Source organism: Marinomonas sp. KMM3893, assembly GCF_004352855.1.
Lineage (GTDB): Bacteria > Pseudomonadota > Gammaproteobacteria > Pseudomonadales > Marinomonadaceae > Marinomonas > Marinomonas arenicola.
The window spans coordinates 59,746-75,405 of sequence record NZ_SJSC01000003.1 but is presented as its reverse complement, the minus strand read 5'-3'; the positions used below and the strand labels follow the sequence as shown (position 1 = coordinate 75,405).

Genomic DNA, 15,660 nt, shown 5'->3' with positions numbered 1-15,660 from the left:
GATGTGAAAGTTCGATGTGAAAGTTCGATGCGAAAGTTCGATGCGAAATTACAACGCCACGCCACGGCGCTTTCTCATCAGAACAACAAAACCAACACCGCCCACAAGGCCGGTCAAAATACCAATCGGCATGTCTTGAGGTGGCATAATGATACGAGCCACTATGTCGGCCACCACCAAGAAAATGGCACCCAGTAAAGCAGACAGAGGCAAGACTTTTCGATAGTCCCCGCCCATCAACAAGCGCACAATGTGAGGCACCATTAACCCGACAAAACCAATCACCCCAGAAAACGCCACCGCTGCGCCCGTAAGCAGAGCACAGACGACAATCACGACAATACGAAAACGCTCGACCGGCACACCTAAGGTGCTGGCGGTTTCATCGCCTAAGATCATGGCATTCAGATAACGCGCGTTATAAATCAAATAAGCACTGCCCAATACCAAGGCGCTAATCGGAAACCATAATTGCCCCCATTGAGCCAAACCTAAGCCACCCAGCATCCAGAAAATCACTGTGTGAGAGGCCCTATGATCGCCCATAAAGATGAACAGACTCCCAAGTGAGGTGAGCACAAATGCCACCGCCACACCGGCTAAAATCAAGCGTCCAGCACTGTGCGCCACGGCAAAATTGGCCACCAGCAACACCAAAAACATCGCCAGCAAAGCCCCAAGAAAAGCAAACACTGGAACCGTCACAGCCCCTAATACCATGCCAGTGTGCAGCAGAGCTATGATAGCGCCTAACGCCGCACCAGAAGAAATCCCCAGCAAGTGTGGGTCAGCAAGGGGATTACGGGTTACGGATTGCAAAGACGCGCCCACCAGCGCCAAAGACGCCCCAACGGTCGCGGCTAGAATAGTCCGTGGTAAACGAACGGCCCAAACGATGTTCTCACGGCCCATCGACCAATCCGGCAGAAACCAAGTAGGATGTAACCAGGCCAATGACAGCTTATTGGCGATCACTCCCCACACTGTCGATTGCTGAATAGACACTGACCCTACACCGATGGCGAGTCCCATCAAGCCCAGCAATAATATGACCAAGATCACGACCAACATAGGTAAGGGAACATACCCTGACAGCACAGTCGCGCTTCGCGATGCCCGATTCCCCCTTACTTTTGATGACACACCTTTACTCATGAAGCATCACGACGAAATGCCGTCGCCAATCGTTTGATGGCGTCAATATTACGTGGCCCCGGTGTCGCTTCAACGTATTGCAGAACGACAAAGTGTTTGTTCTTAATCGCCGGAATCGATTGCAGCGCTGGATTATGGGTCAGAAAATCAATCTTTTGCTGCGCCGTCACATCGCCGTAATTCACAATAACAATGATATCTGGCGCTCTGTCTATCACAGATTCCCATCCCACTTGCGCCCAGCTTTTCTTCACATCGTCGGCGACGTTCACGCCTCCCGCGGCTTCAATGAGCGCCGTTGGCATCCCATAACGTCCTGCGGTAAAAGGCTGCTCTTCACCCGAGTCATACACAAATACTTTTGGCGCCTGTGGCAAGGGTTTTAAACTTGCTTGAAACGCGGCTAACTCTTTTTGGTAACCCGCCACCAAGGCTTTGGCTCGTGTTTCAACATTGAAAATTTTGCCTAAATTTAATAGGTCTGTATACAGATCGTCCATCGAGACTTTCGGCTTGTGCATGATATGAATACAGCTTTCAGTTAGCTCATACACGTTAATACCCAATGGCGCTAAGGTGGCTGGTGTCACGCCGCCACCGACTCGCATACCATAGTTCCAACCGGCAAAATAAAAGTCGGCATCGGCGCCTAACAGCACCTCTTTACTCGGGTACTTGGGCGACAATTCTGGCAGTTTACCAACCCCTTTTCTTAAGGTTGGATCAAGTGTTTTCCAGCCAGAAACCCCTGTGTATCCCACCATATGGTCACGTAATTTCAGCGCTAGCATCATCTCTGTGAGATTAACATCATTGGCTACCGCCGCTTGCGGTGCTCGCTCAAAGGTGACGCTTCTATTGCAGCTTTGCACCTGTACTGGGTAATGCGCCGCTTGGGCAATATTGACAAAAAATGCGCTGGCTAACGCCCCTGCCGTCAATATAAAAGGGCGTGCCTTAAATCGGGAAAATACAGTCATCATAAAATTAATCATTCAGGTAAAAAGAAAATCGTGGGCGCTGTGTAATGGGGTGTTTATCTATCACGGTTTCCACATCAAACACTTGCCTGATGCGACAAGAAGAAAAAACGTTATCCGGCGTATCAAACGCCTCTAAACGCCCTTCTTTCATCACCATCACTCGGTCTGCATACGCAGACGCCAGCGCCAAATCATGCAGCGATACGATCACAGTACAAGGCAAGGTCGCAATCAATGCCAGCACATCAAGCTGATGACGAATGTCTAAATGGTTCGTCGGCTCATCCAGCACCAATACATCGGGCTGTTGCACTAATGCCCGCGCAATGCGAACTCGCTGGCGCTCACCGCCAGATAAAGAACTAAAATCACGCTGGGCAAGGGGCAAAACATCCAGCCAATCTAAGGCACTTTCTATAAGCTGAATATCTTGATCCGAACGTCCCCATGAACGGCTATTGGGTGTCAGCCCAACTTCCACCATTTCAAATACGCTCAAACCAAAGTCTGCGCCTGAGTCTTGTAATACGGTGGCAATGCGTTTCGCGCTTTGTTTGGCGGGTAAACGCCAAATGTCTTCGCCATCTAATAAGACTCGACCCGTGGTGGGTTTATTCACCCGATACAAACAGCGCAATAAACTGGTTTTTCCCGAGCCGTTAGGACCAACGACCGCCACAAATTCTCCCGCATTGATCGTGGCATCGATGGGTTTGAGGACCGATTGCCCTGCAACAGGCGACCAAGAGACTTGCTCTAATTGAACCGTCGCAGGGCGGCTTGCTAAAAAATACGACGCTTCGGCCGGTTTCATTTCATCAGACACAACATAATCCAATCTGGTGGCAGCCTCGATCAACACGCCATACTAACAAGACGCGTTTCTGATCGACCGAGCACATCATAAAAAACAGAGACTATACGGGGTGTAGAATAGAGGGACAAGTCATTCTGGTTGCGCGCTTTTCATCTTAACATGCCGTATTTCACGGCACGTTTTGGAATCGCCAGATCGTGTGCCTATTTTTTGGCGAAAAAGACCTCATGGCGAGCATTAGGTGCCAAAGATATATCCGCATGGGTAGGCTGTAAGCCAGAACAATGCCTTAACTCCGCCACCATTTTTCTATTAAAAGCATGAATATTCACATCCGCTAAATAATCATTGACTGGCATCCAGCAGGCGTCCGCCACTTCTTCGGTGTCGGTAATGACAATGCGTTCATCGAGGGCGGTTAAGCGGCAAACAATATACAAATTAGACTTATCAAACTGCACTGGGTGGCGAGTTCTCAAACCTAACACCGCATCAAATGCGGTACTCACACCGGTTTCTTCTAATACTTCTCGAACCACAGCTTCTTCAATGTTTTCACCTTGCTCAATGTAGCCACCTGGCAACTTATAACCGCGATAATTAGACCAGTTATCACGCATCACCAGCAACTCATCTTTGGCGTTAATAACAATCGCCCCTGTGCCCAATGTGTGGGTTGGTGAGAAAGGCGCATAACTTGTCTCATCGATTCGGCAAATCATGGTTAATGATTCTTCGTTGCAGTTATGAAAGACAAAATCATGCTGAGCAAGAAACGGCACAAAAGCGCTTTGGACTCGGTCAAGCGTCACCCAAATAAGGCGAAAACTCCCTTCTTTTGCTTTTTCCAACAATGAAACTAAACCTTGCTCAAACGCATTTTGATCATTAGGCAAAGCCTTCGCGTCGATAATGATGCCACCAAAAGTATCCATTTGATGGGACAGAATGAACGACATAATGGGTCCTTAGAAAGGGAATAAAATAACACTCGTCATGGGCTATCAGTGATAACCTGTATTAACAAGAATGTGTGGGAAATCAGAAACAATGGAAAGGCTGCGTGTCCTTAAAAAAGAGGCAAGCGTGGTAAAATTCTCACGCCTACTACAGCCCCAAAGCTCTCTTCAAACACATCTACGGAGGAATCTTAAGCATAGATGAAAAGAAGGCTTTTTCCAGTTTTAGGCGCACGCACTTCATCAGCACGCCTAAATAACTCACCCATAAGCCGCGCGTATTGAGCTAAAACTCACTCAACACCATTAACTCAACGCAGCCAAGGCCAGCGCTCACCAGACTATGCTGGGCGCTCATCGTATTGTGGAACATCGTCGGCAATCGTATCCCATTCGGCTTTCGATGCCGCAAAAATATGCATCGCAGGACGCCTTTCTATCTGAGTATCTAATGTGCCAATGCGCAATCGTAATAACTCAGGCTGACTAGGACGACGACTATAAAGTGGTGACGCACATCGAGTACAAAAAGTCCGAAACACGCCTGGCGTAGATTCGTATTCCCCTACCAAGGACTCGCCTTCTAGAAACACAAAGGCCTCAGTTGGAATCGCCGCATTGGTGGCAAACGCAGTGCCATTCGCTTTACGACATTTTTGACAATGGCATTGCATAATAGCCCCCAGTTCACTACGAACTTCGTACTGAATACCATGACACAAACAACTACCTTTCAATACCGTGCTCATCGCGTCTCCTCCTAGTCTTAATCGATTATTTTATTTGTTAAGTGCATAAATAAGCTGACAACCATGACGAACTTCTAGCCCTTCACGATCCGCTTTCCGAAGGCCTTTGACAACCAAACTGTATGAGTTATCAATCATACGTTCAATTTCTCCCATCGGTAAAGAGCCATCTAACAGCACGGTATTCCAATGACGTTTATTCATATGGTAGCCCGCACTGACAGCACTAAAAATATCCCTTAGTTGGCGCGCTTCTTCAGGGTCGCATTTTAAATTAATCGCGCTTTGTCCTTGGCGCACCATGCACAGAGCAAACATCTTCTGCTGCACTTTAACCACCATGGCGTCTGGCCCAAAGGGATACTCTTCCACCGCTTCAGGCTTAGACAATAAATAGTGTTTTATCGCCGCATCAAGCATCAGAGCCTCTATTTGAAAATGACCATAAGCGGTGATGCTACCTTGTTTTTAGCGGGAGTTAAAAACAAAAATGCCTTTGCACTGAGTAAGTGCAAAGGCATGCTAGACAAGACAACTAGGCGTAAAACGCACCGATAAAAAGCCGTTTAGCCATTTACAACACGTTTAAGCTCTTGCTGACTAGCCAGGTATTCGTCGTACGTGCCTTGGAAATCAATGACTTCTTGGCCTTTAATTTCAATAACGCGATTCGCTAATGAAGACACAAACGCACGGTCATGGCTGACGAAAATCAGGGTGCCGTCAAAATCCATCAAAGCGTTGTTCAACGCTTCAATTGCTTCCATGTCCATGTGGTTCGTAGGCTCGTCCATGACCAATACGTTCAGGTCCATCATCATCAACTTACCAAACAAGAGACGGTTTTTCTCACCACCAGAACAGACTTTTACTTTTTTATTAAAGTCATCTGCGGTGAACAACAAACGGCCTAACATGGCACGGACTTTCAAGTCATCGTGTTTTGCTGTACGCCATTTAGACATCCAATCAAACAAGGTCAAATCGCAATTAAAGTCTTCCGTGCTGTCTTGTGGGCAATAGCCGATGACGGCATTTTCAGCCCATTTAATTTCGCCTTTTTTCGCTTCTAATTCACGCATCAAACAACGTAAGAAGGTGGTTTTTCCGGCGCCGTTTTCACCAATAATCGCCAACTTAGAGCCCGCGTCTAGGATGATATTACCGCCAGTAAACAACATATCGTCTTCGAAACCGTGACCTAGATCTTCCAATATTAGCGCTTGGCGATGCAATTTTTTATCTTGCTTAAGCGTAATAGACGGTGTCATACGACTAGACTGTTTTACTTCAGACAATTCAATTTTATCGAGTTTCTTAGCCCGTGAACTTGCCTGTTTCGCTTTTGAAGCATTCGCAGAAAAGCGGTTAACGAAGGCCTGAAGGTCATCCATTTCGGCACTTTTCTTGGCATTCTCTGTCAGTAATTGCTCACGAATCAAAGACGAAGCTTCCATGAAGTACTCATAGTTACCTGGGTAAATACGCAATTCACCAAAGTCGATGTCTGCCATGTGCGTACACACAGAGTTCAAAAAGTGACGGTCATGGGAAATAATAATCATGGTGCATTTGCGCTGATTCAAGACACCAGCCAACCAGTTGATGGTATGAATGTCCAAGTTGTTGGTTGGTTCATCTAATAACAAAATATCAGGGTTAGCGAACAAGGCTTGCGCCAATAACACTCGCAATTTCCAACCTGGGGCAACCTGACTCATCAAACCAAAGTGGTAAGATTCTTCAATACCGGCTTCCAAAAGAATGTCGCCTGCACGGCTTTCGGCACTGTAGCCATCCATTTCAGCAAACTCTGCTTCAAGCTCACCGGCACGCATGCCATCTTCTTCGCTCATTTCTAATTTTGCGTAGATAGCATCACGTTCTTGTTTTACTTTCCACAGCGCGGTATCTCCCATGATCACGGCATCAACGACTGAATATTCTTCAAACGCAAATTGATCCTGACTCAAAGTACCGACTTTTTCACCCGGTGTAATAGAAACGTTGCCTGACGTTGGGGTCAGCGCACCACTTAAAATTTTCATAAAAGTGGATTTACCGCAACCATTCGCGCCGATCAAACCATAGCGGTTGCCGTTGCCGAATTTTGCAGAAATGTTTTCAAACAATGGCGTTGCGCCAAATTGCATGGTGATATTAGCCGTGGAAATCAAAAAGAATACCCTGAGAAAGAAGGAGAAGAATTCACTTATTGGTGCCAGCCCAAAAGCCGTACAAAAGATAAGCACAAAGGCGGCGAATATAGAGATTTATAGCGCTAAAGTCGAGGTTTAGATGGATTATTTGCAGATAAAGTCAGTGGTTCCCCAAACAATGACGGTTCCCCCTGGACTCAAAAACAAAAATAGAGCGCCAGCAAAAACAAAAATAGAGCACAAGATAAATAAACAGGACTCGCTTAGTTACCTATGGCTCTATTTTATTGTGTTTATCAGGTTAGGATGCGTGGCGACACCCACTGTCATTTTTGTACATCAACCCATGCATCCCAGCCTTTCCATTCATACTCATCGCTTTCTGCCGCGCTAACAACAAGGCGCTTAACCAAAGGACTGTTGCTGAATTTATTCATCAAGTAACTCATCGTGCTTTTCCTATGTGTGTTTTCAATAGCTAAATTTTATCAACATTCGTATTTTTGATAAAATTACCTTTTACTAACGTCATCATAGACCCATACTATTTCCATCTGATGACAGATCAGCATGGGCTTGAGTAGAACGCCCTTGAGTGGCCTTGTCTTGCTCAGGATCAGGTTTGGGTTCTACAAAGGCAAAGAAACCTGATTTGCATAACCCAATAAAATCAGCGCTGGCCATATTTAATAAGGTTTTCCGTTGTCCATCGGCGACGGAACACTGGGTCGTTAAGCCTAAAATAAAACTCGCCGCCAAGCCTTCAGGGCGAGTGGCCATAGCAAGTACAGATTGACGAAAACGGGTTCTTGATTGCGCCGCCCTCGTTTCTAGTGCCTGTGTTTTTAAAAACAACTGCTCACGCTGTCGACGCATTCTGCCTAGACCAAACATAGTGCCTCCTCGTGGTTAAGACTTCTCGCTTTCAGATGCCGGCTGATTCGTTGGAATAAGTGCATCCAGAGTGCGCGTGAAATCCATGTTTTTTAATGTGATTCGCGCCACATACAATAATCCAGCGGCACTCAACAAGGTCATGCCAGTGGCCGCCAGCAAGATCCCAACCAACGAAAAGCCATAACTCCACGCCAATGCCGCGGCGCTGGCGATCAGCAACAGCCAAGCGGTAATCAATAAGAAAACAATGCCACCAATGAGCGCCAATAATTGAGCACTGGATGTCACCCAAATTTTGGCCTCAAGCGCCCCTAACCCAAGCACGCTTTTTAACCATTGCTTATGGGTTAAAGCCACATCGGCAAAATCAGGCTCTTGTGATGTTTTCATCAGACACTCACCTCTGCTTGCTGATCAAGGGAAAACAACCGCTCGCCTTACTTACGTTTGCACAACAGACCTGCTGCCACTGCGCCAGCAAGAAAGGCAATACCAACCGTTTTTACCGGATGTTCTTTGGCGTAATTGCCAACGACGTTAGTGACTTTTTCCGATTGTTGTTTGGCAGTGTCGGCCATTTTATGCGCTTGCTCGCTGATTTGATGCGCCACTTCTTCGATTCGTTCTTCACTTTTGGCCGCCGCTGCGGACGCACCATCCACACCGTTATGAGCGGCTTCGGCGGCTTGATCTACTTTGTCATGCGCTTTGGATTGAGTCGTACTTTTTGCTGTAGCCATGATTCTTCTCCATTACTTTTGAATGTAGTTATTACATAGCTAACATCGTGCCAACTTATAAATTATTGATATTTAAGGATTTATAAAAAATTCAGTTCAAGTAAAAAACAACAAGAGAAACTTACTACACACTGGCTTGTAAAAACTTCACGACCAATACCGCAGCAAATATGCACATCGACAAACATCACCTATTCGGCCAACGTGCTAAGTCGAAGCGGCTCGTACGAGAAAAGGTCTAGCCAGCGAAAAACACAACAGCGCCCAAAAGAAGCCAGCACAGAGACCGGCTACAACATCGCTAGGCCAATGCACCCCCAAGTAGACTCGACTCAAGGACACGCCGAGCGGGATCACCAACGCCATAACCAATAACCAACGAGCCGCCAAGCGCTGAGCACACTGCCAGCCAAGTACCAAGGCACTCGATAGAAAAAACAGCGCCGACGACATCGCATGCCCAGAAGGAAAACTGCTGGTATAAACCTTGGTGGCATGGGGCACCAGCTCTGGACGCGGACGAGAAAATCCCCATTTCAGCAAGAATGAAAACGCCATACCAAGAAAAATCACGCTAAGGAAATACACCGCCAAATAGCCTTTTCCAGTTAAGCGTAAGTAACCTGCTAACATCAGACTAAAGCAGCCCAGCAACCAATTACTGCCCAGCGCCGTCATGTCTCTCATCCATTCCCCGACCCATAAAGGCCCCCAGCCTTGACGAACGTCTGCGCTGTCTCGCAAAGCAAGCAACAGGCTTTTATCAATTTGCGCGACCACGGGCGTATGAATCAACGCGGCCAAGAGCACAAAACAGAAAAAGAGTACGATCAATAAAACGCCGCTCGACCGAGTTGCTTTGTTTCCTAAAAAGAGATCCTTATTCATAAACACCTTCGCGTTAAAAAAACGGGCTATCATTTTCATTCGTTATCGAGGAAACCAAAAGGATAAAATAAGTATTTACAGGTTTTTGCGCGATTTCGAGCCTCATTGAAAGCTGTTTACATAACCTAACAAAAGCAGGCTATAGTACAATCTTGATCGATTTTTATCCCTCCTATTTCTTATTGCAGCCGCTCTGCCATAAGAAATACACCTTAATAGCGGTACTGCCAAAACTCATTTGGAGCATTAATGAGAGTTGATATTGAAACGCAAGACATTGATTTAGAGGCGATACCTCGTTTCCAATTAGCGTCCACTTATAAGCGGCAACTGCAATATGGCATCATTGGCTTCACACTACTCACGGTCTTACTGCTCTTTATCTGGCTCGTTGTTGCTATTTTTGCGCCGCTCTCTATTTGGGTCCCCTTGCAGCTCAATATTGCTGCCATCCTGCTTGTGTTAGTGGCGGCTTTTCAGTCCGCATGGCGAATTTCTTTGTGGCGAGAACAGGCACTGGCTCAACAGGGTGCGCCTCACTCCTCCGACGCTCAGTCAGAAGCGATTGAAAAAGACATAGAGCAGGATACTAGCAATGTCGTGCAGACTTTTTTTCACTCGTTTGCCCAGCAATGGATTAAGCCAATCCAGTCAGCAATAAGCGTTAATGCGATCTGGATTATTGGCTTAACGCTGTTTGCTTTTCTATTAATCGCCACCGGCTGGAACCTGTCTTTGCCTGCGCAGGCATTAGGAAAATCGGCTTATTTGTTTGCTGGGATAACGCTATTATTGGCGTTTGCCCTGCTGGTGCTCGAACGTTATTTATCCAGCCACCAAGACAAATGGCCAGAGGCCAGTCACCTAGCCATGTTAGTCAGGGTGGCCATCGTCACCTTAATCCTGTCTGCTGTGTGTCTAAGTTACGCTTCAGCGGATCGTGTTTGGCCATTACGTATGGCGGTGTTATCCGGCTTATTACCCACGGTAGTCGCACTAGAGCTGATCGTCAGAGCGTTACTTTCTGCTTTTACACCACAAAGACAGAGCCTTGAACCTACTTTTTTTGCCAACAGTTTTATGGCTGAACTGCTGCGCTGGCCACCAAAGCCGATCCAACTGATGCAAGAAGGTTTGTTCCAACGTTTTGGCGTCGACCTACGACAAGTGTGGGCCTTTTCATTCATCAAACGCGCTTCCTTGCCGGTACTTGCCTTGATCGTATTTTGTGCTTGGCTATTAACCGGCGTGCATGAGATTCCAATGAATGGCCGAGGCATCTATGAAAAATTCGGCAAACCCGTAAGCGTATTAAAATCAGGGTTGCACACCACATTACCATGGCCATTTGGGCGTTTAGTGCCCGTTGAAAACGGCGTGGTTCATGAACTTACCGCTAGCAGCGACAACAACCAGCTAGCGCCATTAACACCGGCAGAAGGGCCAGCGCCTGAAACCGCCAACCGACTTTGGGACGCCACCCACCGCAGCGAGAAGTCTCAAATTATTGCCAGTAGCAACGACGGTAAACAAAACTTTCAAATCGTCGATATGGATGTGCGCTTTATCTATCGCATTGGATTAACAGACCAAGACGCCCTCAATGCCACCTACAAGAGTGCGGACCTCCCCACCTTGATCCGTCGCACAGCAAGCCGCATCTTGGTACACGACTTTGCAGGTAGAACCTTGGACGATTTATTAAGCGAGCAACGCAACACACTATCAAACGATGTGGGCCAAGCGGTACAACACGATTTAGACCAACTGCATAGCGGCGTAGAGCTGCTGGCTACCGCCATCGAGGCAATCCATCCGCCAGCCAAAGCCGCAAACGCCTATCACAAGGTGCAATCGTCGCAAATTGAAGTACAAGCCTTGATCGCACGAGAAAAAGGCAAAGCCGCTGCCGCCCTCAATAAGGCTCACCAGCAAGCCAGTTTGATAGACGATCAAGCCCAAGCCAATGCTCATCAAACGATGAGTAAAGCGCAAGCCGACAAGATTCTGTTTGATGCGGATCATTCTGCCTCCAAGGTTGCCGGTCAAACCTTCCTTCGCGAACAGTATTATCAGCAATTAACCCAAGGTATGAGCCAAGCCAATAGCTTGATCATTGACCATCGTATTCATGGGAATAAATCCCCAACGCTGGACTTTAGACGCTTCACCGCTCCTATCGACCCAGTTTCAAACACCAACACCACTCACTAGGAGAGCGCCCATGAGCACGTCACACAACCCTACTCATCATGCCCATGACGAAACCGATCACGCGCCTCATTCAGATGATGATCATCATCACCATCACAGCCCCACTGCGCCAAGCGCCTCAAAAGGGGCATGGCGTCGCATAAGTTTCGCCTTGCTGCTTGTCGCGTTCGCCATCGCGGCGGCTTGCTTGGTTCAAGTGCGCTCTGGTGAAGCGGAAGTTATTACACGCTTTGGCAACCCTGTCAGAGTCTTACTAGAACCTGGGCTCGCTTGGCATTTGCCTGCGCCTTTCGAGCTGTCTACTCCGGTTGATTTACGCTTACGAACCACTTCCAGCGGCTTGCAAGACGTAGGCACAAAAGACGGTCTACGTATTATTGTGCAAGCCTATGTGGTGTGGCAGGTTAAATCTGATAAAGACGATGTGCAGCGCTTTATGCGCGCCGTTCAAAACCAACCAGACGAAGCCGCTCGCCAACTACGAACCTTTGTGGGCTCCGCTTTAGAAGCCACCGCCAGCGGCTATAACTTGTCCAGTTTGGTCAACACAGACGCCAGTAAAGTACAAATCCCTCTTTTTGAAGCCAAACTTCGAGAACAAATTAGCCAATCCCTTTTGGACACTTACGGTGTTCGCGTGGTGCAAGTTGGCATTGAGCGATTAACCCTACCCGTGGTCACGCTGTCGGCCACCGTAGATCGAATGCGTGCTGAACGGGAAACCATAGCGACACAACGCACTGCAGAAGGCAAACGACAAGCCGCTCAAATCACCTCAGAAGCACAAAAAGAAGCGCGTATTATTACCGCCGATGCGACAGTCAAAGCCGCGAACATTGAAGCAAAATCCTTAGTCGAAGCCGCCAGCATTTATGGTAAAGCCCACGCCGAAGCACCACAGCTCTACGATATGTTGCGCTCCCTCGATACCCTAAGTGGCATTATCAATAAGAATACGCATTTGGTTCTTAGAACCGACGCGGCACCATTTAGCGCACTGATCGATGGGCCCAACACCTTTCTTTCGCCTAATACGCCCAACAGCCAAGAGGCGAAAAAACCATGATCTCTGGCAAAAGCGTCACTCAGGAAAGACCGCTAAATCAACCAAAAGGTCACTGGTTCCAGGCTGGTCGATTGGCTTTTTTGGCACTCTATCTGCTGACCTTTATAACCGCATTTACTTGGCTCGTTAGCAATGTTCGGGAAATCGGTCCTGACAGTCGCGCCGTGGTATTGAGTTTTGGCGCCATTGATAGAGTACAAGACTCAGGCCTGCTATTGGCGTGGCCGCAACCGTTTGAAAAAGTAGTGATTCTGCCAGCCGCCGATCGCGTTATTGATCGTACGGTCCAAGCTTTAATTCGACCTGAAGTCGCTAACTACACTGGGCTTAATTCTGGCATGGCCAGCGACGCAAACGCAGGCGTGGGCTACCTATTAACCGGCGACGCCGGTGTCGTGCAATTAGGCGTTCATCTATATTACAAGGTCACCGACCCTTACGCTTATGTACTGCAAGGAAAGCATGTGTCTTTTGCCTTGGATCGCTTGGTTGAACGCAGCGCGGTATTGGTGTCAGCGTCGCGTGACTTAGACACTATTTTGGTGGCCCGCCCTGAATTGGTCGGCGCCAGTACCGAAGCCGCGATTAAGCGGGAAAAACTGCGCGCAGACCTAGTACAAAGCATCAACCAAGGGTTGGCCGCACTAGCAAAAGAACACGCTAGTCTCGGCATTCGAATCGCTCGTGTCGACCTTCAACCAAGCTTGCCGGTGGAAACCGTGGACGCCTTTAATGCCGTCCTAACCGCTAGCCAATTGGCCAAACAAACCGTGGCTGAAGCGAACAATAAAGCCGCCACAACACGACAAAAAGCCAATCAAGAAGCCGACCGCTTGATACAACAAGCCAATGCAAATGCCAGCGAACGCGTCGCAAAGGCTCACACCGACACCGCCACCATCAGTCGCCTTGCTCAGCTCCAGCAAAATAATACAGACCCAGGCCTGCTGTGGCGCTTGTATCGCCAACGTATTCACACCTTGCTGTCACAAGCCGGTTCTGTCACCACGGTAGACCCTAGTGACGATGGCAAACTTATTCTACAAGGCAAACAACCATGACTCAGTCGTCTCATTCACATCACGGCCATGATCACGCTCATGACCATGGGCACATCCATTTTGCCAGTGGCTCCTTGAGTCGTCGCGAAAAAAAAGCCGCCGCTAAACAACTGACTCTGGCGATGGTTGCTCTGGGGTTATTGGCCTTGGGGTTGGTTTGGCATTGGCTATTTCCTTCTCAGCAAAGCGTCAGTCAGCTGCTGCTTGGCTTAGCCTCTGTGTTGGTCGCTTTTCCCGTCTTACGCTCAGGCTGGCATAGCCTAAAACACCCGAGTTTGCATGGCATTACCGATCAATTAATTGCCCTTGCCATGTTAGGTGCATGGGCCACGGGAGATTTAACAACCGCGGCTCTATTGCCTATCATCATGATTTTTGGCCATATTCTAGAAGAGCGCAGCGTGATCGGCTCCCAAGAAGCAATCGACGCATTGAGCCAACTCACCCACAGCAACGCTCGTAAAATCAACCCAGATGGCAGCATCAGTGATGTTGGTAATCAACAGCTACAAACCGGGGATCTGGTTGAAGTTCGTGCAGGCGATCGCATTCCTGCCGATGGCAAAATCATAGCGGGCATGGCCAGTTTGGACACAGCCCCTATTACCGGAGAGTCGGTGCCACAAGAAGCCAAAACCGGCGATGATGTGTTTGGTGGTGCCATTAATCTAGACGGTCTACTGCGCATTCGTGTCACCCGTACCGGCGACGAATCCACCTTGGGCAAGGTGATCGCCCTGATGCAAAAAGCCGAGCAAGCAAAGCCGCCGATTACTCGTTTGCTTGAGCGTTACGCAGGGCAATACATGCTGTTGGTGCTCATGGTGGCGGCCATTACTTGGTTTGTGACTTACGACGCTCAAGCTATGTTGGCGGTGTTGGTAGCGGCGTGCCCTTGTGCCCTTGTTTTGTCTGCGCCAGCGGCTTCCATCGCCGGTATCGCGGTGGCAGCTCGTCACGGCATATTGATTCGAAGCTCGGCTTTTTTAGAAGAATTTACCGAGCTGAGTTCCTTAGTCATCGACAAAACAGGGACATTGACCTTTGGCGCCTTAAGTTTAGAGTCCCTACAACCGGTGGCGAACTCTCCGCTTTCAGAGACTCAGTTAGTCACTTTAGGGGCCAGTTTAGGGGCGTCCAGTAGTCACCCTGTTAGTCGGGCCTTGAGCAGCCTAATTGAGCATCAAGACTATCAATCCTTGCAAAACGTGCGTGAACACCAGGGATTAGGCGTGGTAGCAGAGACGGAACAAGGCGAAGCGGCATTAGGTCGACCTGAACTCTTTACTCAGCTGGGCATTGTATTTCCCCCTGTTCCTGACCATGACGGTCCAATGGCGGGCTTGTCTCTCAAGGGGCAGTTTATTTGCTGGTTTTTGCTCGCCGATAAAGTACGCCCAGAAGCCTCACAAGCGCTGGCGGATTTAAAAGCTTTGGGGGTAGGACGACAACTTTTGCTCACCGGCGACCGTCAATCGGTAGCCAACAAGCTGGCGGCCGAAGTGGGCATTAGTGACATTGTTGCGCAAGCATTGCCTGAAGATAAATTACACAGGGTAAGAGATGAAATTCAGTCTGGCTTTAAACCCTTAGTCGTAGGCGATGGCATTAACGATTCTTTAGCGCTAAAGGCCGGTGTCGTGGGGGTTGCTATGGGCGCTGGTGGGGCAGATATCGCACTGGCTTCGGCCGATATCGTATTGATTGGCAGTGATTTAAGACGCTTAGGAACCTGTGTGCGATTAAGCCGACGCTGCCGTCGCACGCTGCACATGAATGTCATCATTGGTCTTAGTTGGACAGTGGCGATTATGGCCGCGGCGGCCTTTGGCGCATTAGGCGCAGCCGGTGCATTAATCGCTGCGCTACTGCATAACCTCAGTACCTTACTGGTATTAGTTAACACCGGACGGCTGTTGCGCTTTGAAGAAGTACTAAAAGACCCAACCAAGCCCGATGCGCCATAACGCTC

General features: G+C 48.4%; 16 protein-coding genes. 4 read left to right on the top strand and 12 right to left on the bottom strand.

Annotated elements, in window-relative coordinates:
- Positions 1–48: 48 nt before the first annotated feature.
- The 12 genes from E0D71_RS08260 to E0D71_RS08210 all read right to left on the bottom strand — a co-directional run bounded on the left by E0D71_RS08260 (position 49) and on the right by E0D71_RS08210 (position 9,347).
- On the bottom strand, positions 49–1,155 hold the full coding sequence (locus E0D71_RS08260; RefSeq protein ID WP_133002847.1) for an iron ABC transporter permease: 1,107 nt from the start codon (positions 1,153–1,155) through the stop codon (positions 49–51).
- Positions 1,152–2,138, bottom strand: coding sequence for an ABC transporter substrate-binding protein (locus E0D71_RS08255; RefSeq protein ID WP_243711987.1), 987 nt, complete (start codon positions 2,136–2,138; stop codon positions 1,152–1,154). The genes E0D71_RS08260 and E0D71_RS08255 overlap by 4 nt, the downstream gene beginning before the upstream one ends.
- A 4-nt stretch (positions 2,139–2,142) precedes the next feature.
- Entirely contained in the window at positions 2,143–2,964 is an 822-nt protein-coding gene (locus E0D71_RS08250) for an ABC transporter ATP-binding protein (protein ID WP_243711986.1), read from the bottom strand.
- Between the two features lie 194 nt (positions 2,965–3,158).
- A complete protein-coding gene (locus tag E0D71_RS08245; protein ID WP_133002846.1) occupies positions 3,159–3,914 on the bottom strand; it encodes an NUDIX domain-containing protein in 756 nt (251 codons plus the stop codon).
- A gap of 341 nt (positions 3,915–4,255) precedes the next feature.
- Positions 4,256–4,663 (bottom strand): GFA family protein, encoded by a 408-nt coding sequence (locus E0D71_RS08240; RefSeq protein WP_133002845.1) that lies wholly within the window; start codon positions 4,661–4,663, stop codon positions 4,256–4,258.
- A gap of 30 nt (positions 4,664–4,693) precedes the next feature.
- Entirely contained in the window at positions 4,694–5,083 is a 390-nt protein-coding gene (locus tag E0D71_RS08235; RefSeq protein WP_133002844.1) for an MmcQ/YjbR family DNA-binding protein, read from the bottom strand.
- 146 nt (positions 5,084–5,229) lie between these two features.
- Complete coding sequence (locus E0D71_RS08230) at positions 5,230–6,840, bottom strand: ABC-F family ATPase (protein ID WP_133002843.1); 1,611 nt, start codon at positions 6,838–6,840, stop codon at positions 5,230–5,232.
- Positions 6,841–7,148: 308 nt separating this feature from the next.
- Positions 7,149–7,271, bottom strand: a complete 123-nt coding sequence (locus E0D71_RS17555; protein ID WP_279433434.1) for a hypothetical protein — start codon at positions 7,269–7,271, stop codon at positions 7,149–7,151.
- A gap of 82 nt (positions 7,272–7,353) precedes the next feature.
- A complete protein-coding gene (locus E0D71_RS08225; RefSeq protein WP_133002842.1) occupies positions 7,354–7,716 on the bottom strand; it encodes a hypothetical protein in 363 nt (120 codons plus the stop codon).
- 15 nt (positions 7,717–7,731) lie between these two features.
- Positions 7,732–8,109, bottom strand: a complete 378-nt coding sequence (locus E0D71_RS08220) for a hypothetical protein (RefSeq protein WP_133002841.1) — start codon at positions 8,107–8,109, stop codon at positions 7,732–7,734.
- A gap of 47 nt (positions 8,110–8,156) precedes the next feature.
- Positions 8,157–8,459 (bottom strand): DUF883 domain-containing protein, encoded by a 303-nt coding sequence (locus tag E0D71_RS08215; RefSeq protein WP_133002840.1) that lies wholly within the window; start codon positions 8,457–8,459, stop codon positions 8,157–8,159.
- A gap of 207 nt (positions 8,460–8,666) precedes the next feature.
- The gene (locus tag E0D71_RS08210) at positions 8,667–9,347 is read right to left on the bottom strand and encodes a phosphatase PAP2 family protein (RefSeq protein ID WP_165942972.1); all 681 of its coding nucleotides are present in this window, start codon (positions 9,345–9,347) and stop codon (positions 8,667–8,669) included.
- A gap of 249 nt (positions 9,348–9,596) precedes the next feature.
- On the opposite strand from E0D71_RS08210, the gene E0D71_RS08205 reads away from it, so the two are divergent.
- From E0D71_RS08205 to E0D71_RS08190, 4 genes are read left to right on the top strand one after another with little or no spacing between them, the layout of a single operon-like run.
- A complete protein-coding gene (locus E0D71_RS08205; RefSeq protein ID WP_133002838.1) occupies positions 9,597–11,561 on the top strand; it encodes a protease modulator HflK in 1,965 nt (654 codons plus the stop codon).
- Between the two features lie 10 nt (positions 11,562–11,571).
- Positions 11,572–12,627, top strand: a complete 1,056-nt coding sequence (locus E0D71_RS08200; RefSeq protein WP_133002837.1) for a protease modulator HflC — start codon at positions 11,572–11,574, stop codon at positions 12,625–12,627.
- The gene (locus tag E0D71_RS08195; RefSeq protein ID WP_133002836.1) at positions 12,624–13,688 is read left to right on the top strand and encodes a protease modulator HflK; all 1,065 of its coding nucleotides are present in this window, start codon (positions 12,624–12,626) and stop codon (positions 13,686–13,688) included. The genes E0D71_RS08200 and E0D71_RS08195 overlap by 4 nt, the downstream gene beginning before the upstream one ends.
- Positions 13,685–15,655, top strand: a complete 1,971-nt coding sequence (locus E0D71_RS08190) for a cation-translocating P-type ATPase (protein ID WP_133002835.1) — start codon at positions 13,685–13,687, stop codon at positions 15,653–15,655. Before E0D71_RS08195 ends, E0D71_RS08190 begins: the two co-directional genes overlap by 4 nt.
- Positions 15,656–15,660 lie beyond the last annotated feature (5 nt).

Bases quoted from the DNA above. Each gene is read 5' to 3' on its own strand.
- E0D71_RS08210 (WP_165942972.1), bottom strand. From the start codon at position 9,347: ATGAATAAGGATCTCTTTTTAGGAAACAAAGCAACTCGGTCGAGCGGC.
- E0D71_RS08260 (WP_133002847.1), bottom strand. From the start codon at position 1,155: ATGAGTAAAGGTGTGTCATCAAAAGTAAGGGGGAATCGGGCATCGCGA.
- E0D71_RS08205 (WP_133002838.1), top strand. From the start codon at position 9,597: ATGAGAGTTGATATTGAAACGCAAGACATTGATTTAGAGGCGATACCT.
- E0D71_RS08240 (WP_133002845.1), bottom strand. From the start codon at position 4,663: ATGAGCACGGTATTGAAAGGTAGTTGTTTGTGTCATGGTATTCAGTAC.
- E0D71_RS08195 (WP_133002836.1), top strand. From the start codon at position 12,624: ATGATCTCTGGCAAAAGCGTCACTCAGGAAAGACCGCTAAATCAACCA.
- E0D71_RS08225 (WP_133002842.1), bottom strand. From the start codon at position 7,716: ATGTTTGGTCTAGGCAGAATGCGTCGACAGCGTGAGCAGTTGTTTTTA.
- E0D71_RS17555 (WP_279433434.1), bottom strand. From the start codon at position 7,271: ATGAGTTACTTGATGAATAAATTCAGCAACAGTCCTTTGGTTAAGCGC.
- E0D71_RS08235 (WP_133002844.1), bottom strand. From the start codon at position 5,083: ATGCTTGATGCGGCGATAAAACACTATTTATTGTCTAAGCCTGAAGCG.
- E0D71_RS08255 (WP_243711987.1), bottom strand. From the start codon at position 2,138: ATGATGACTGTATTTTCCCGATTTAAGGCACGCCCTTTTATATTGACG.
- E0D71_RS08190 (WP_133002835.1), top strand. From the start codon at position 13,685: ATGACTCAGTCGTCTCATTCACATCACGGCCATGATCACGCTCATGAC.
- E0D71_RS08215 (WP_133002840.1), bottom strand. From the start codon at position 8,459: ATGGCTACAGCAAAAAGTACGACTCAATCCAAAGCGCATGACAAAGTA.
- E0D71_RS08245 (WP_133002846.1), bottom strand. From the start codon at position 3,914: ATGTCGTTCATTCTGTCCCATCAAATGGATACTTTTGGTGGCATCATT.
- E0D71_RS08200 (WP_133002837.1), top strand. From the start codon at position 11,572: ATGAGCACGTCACACAACCCTACTCATCATGCCCATGACGAAACCGAT.
- E0D71_RS08220 (WP_133002841.1), bottom strand. From the start codon at position 8,109: ATGAAAACATCACAAGAGCCTGATTTTGCCGATGTGGCTTTAACCCAT.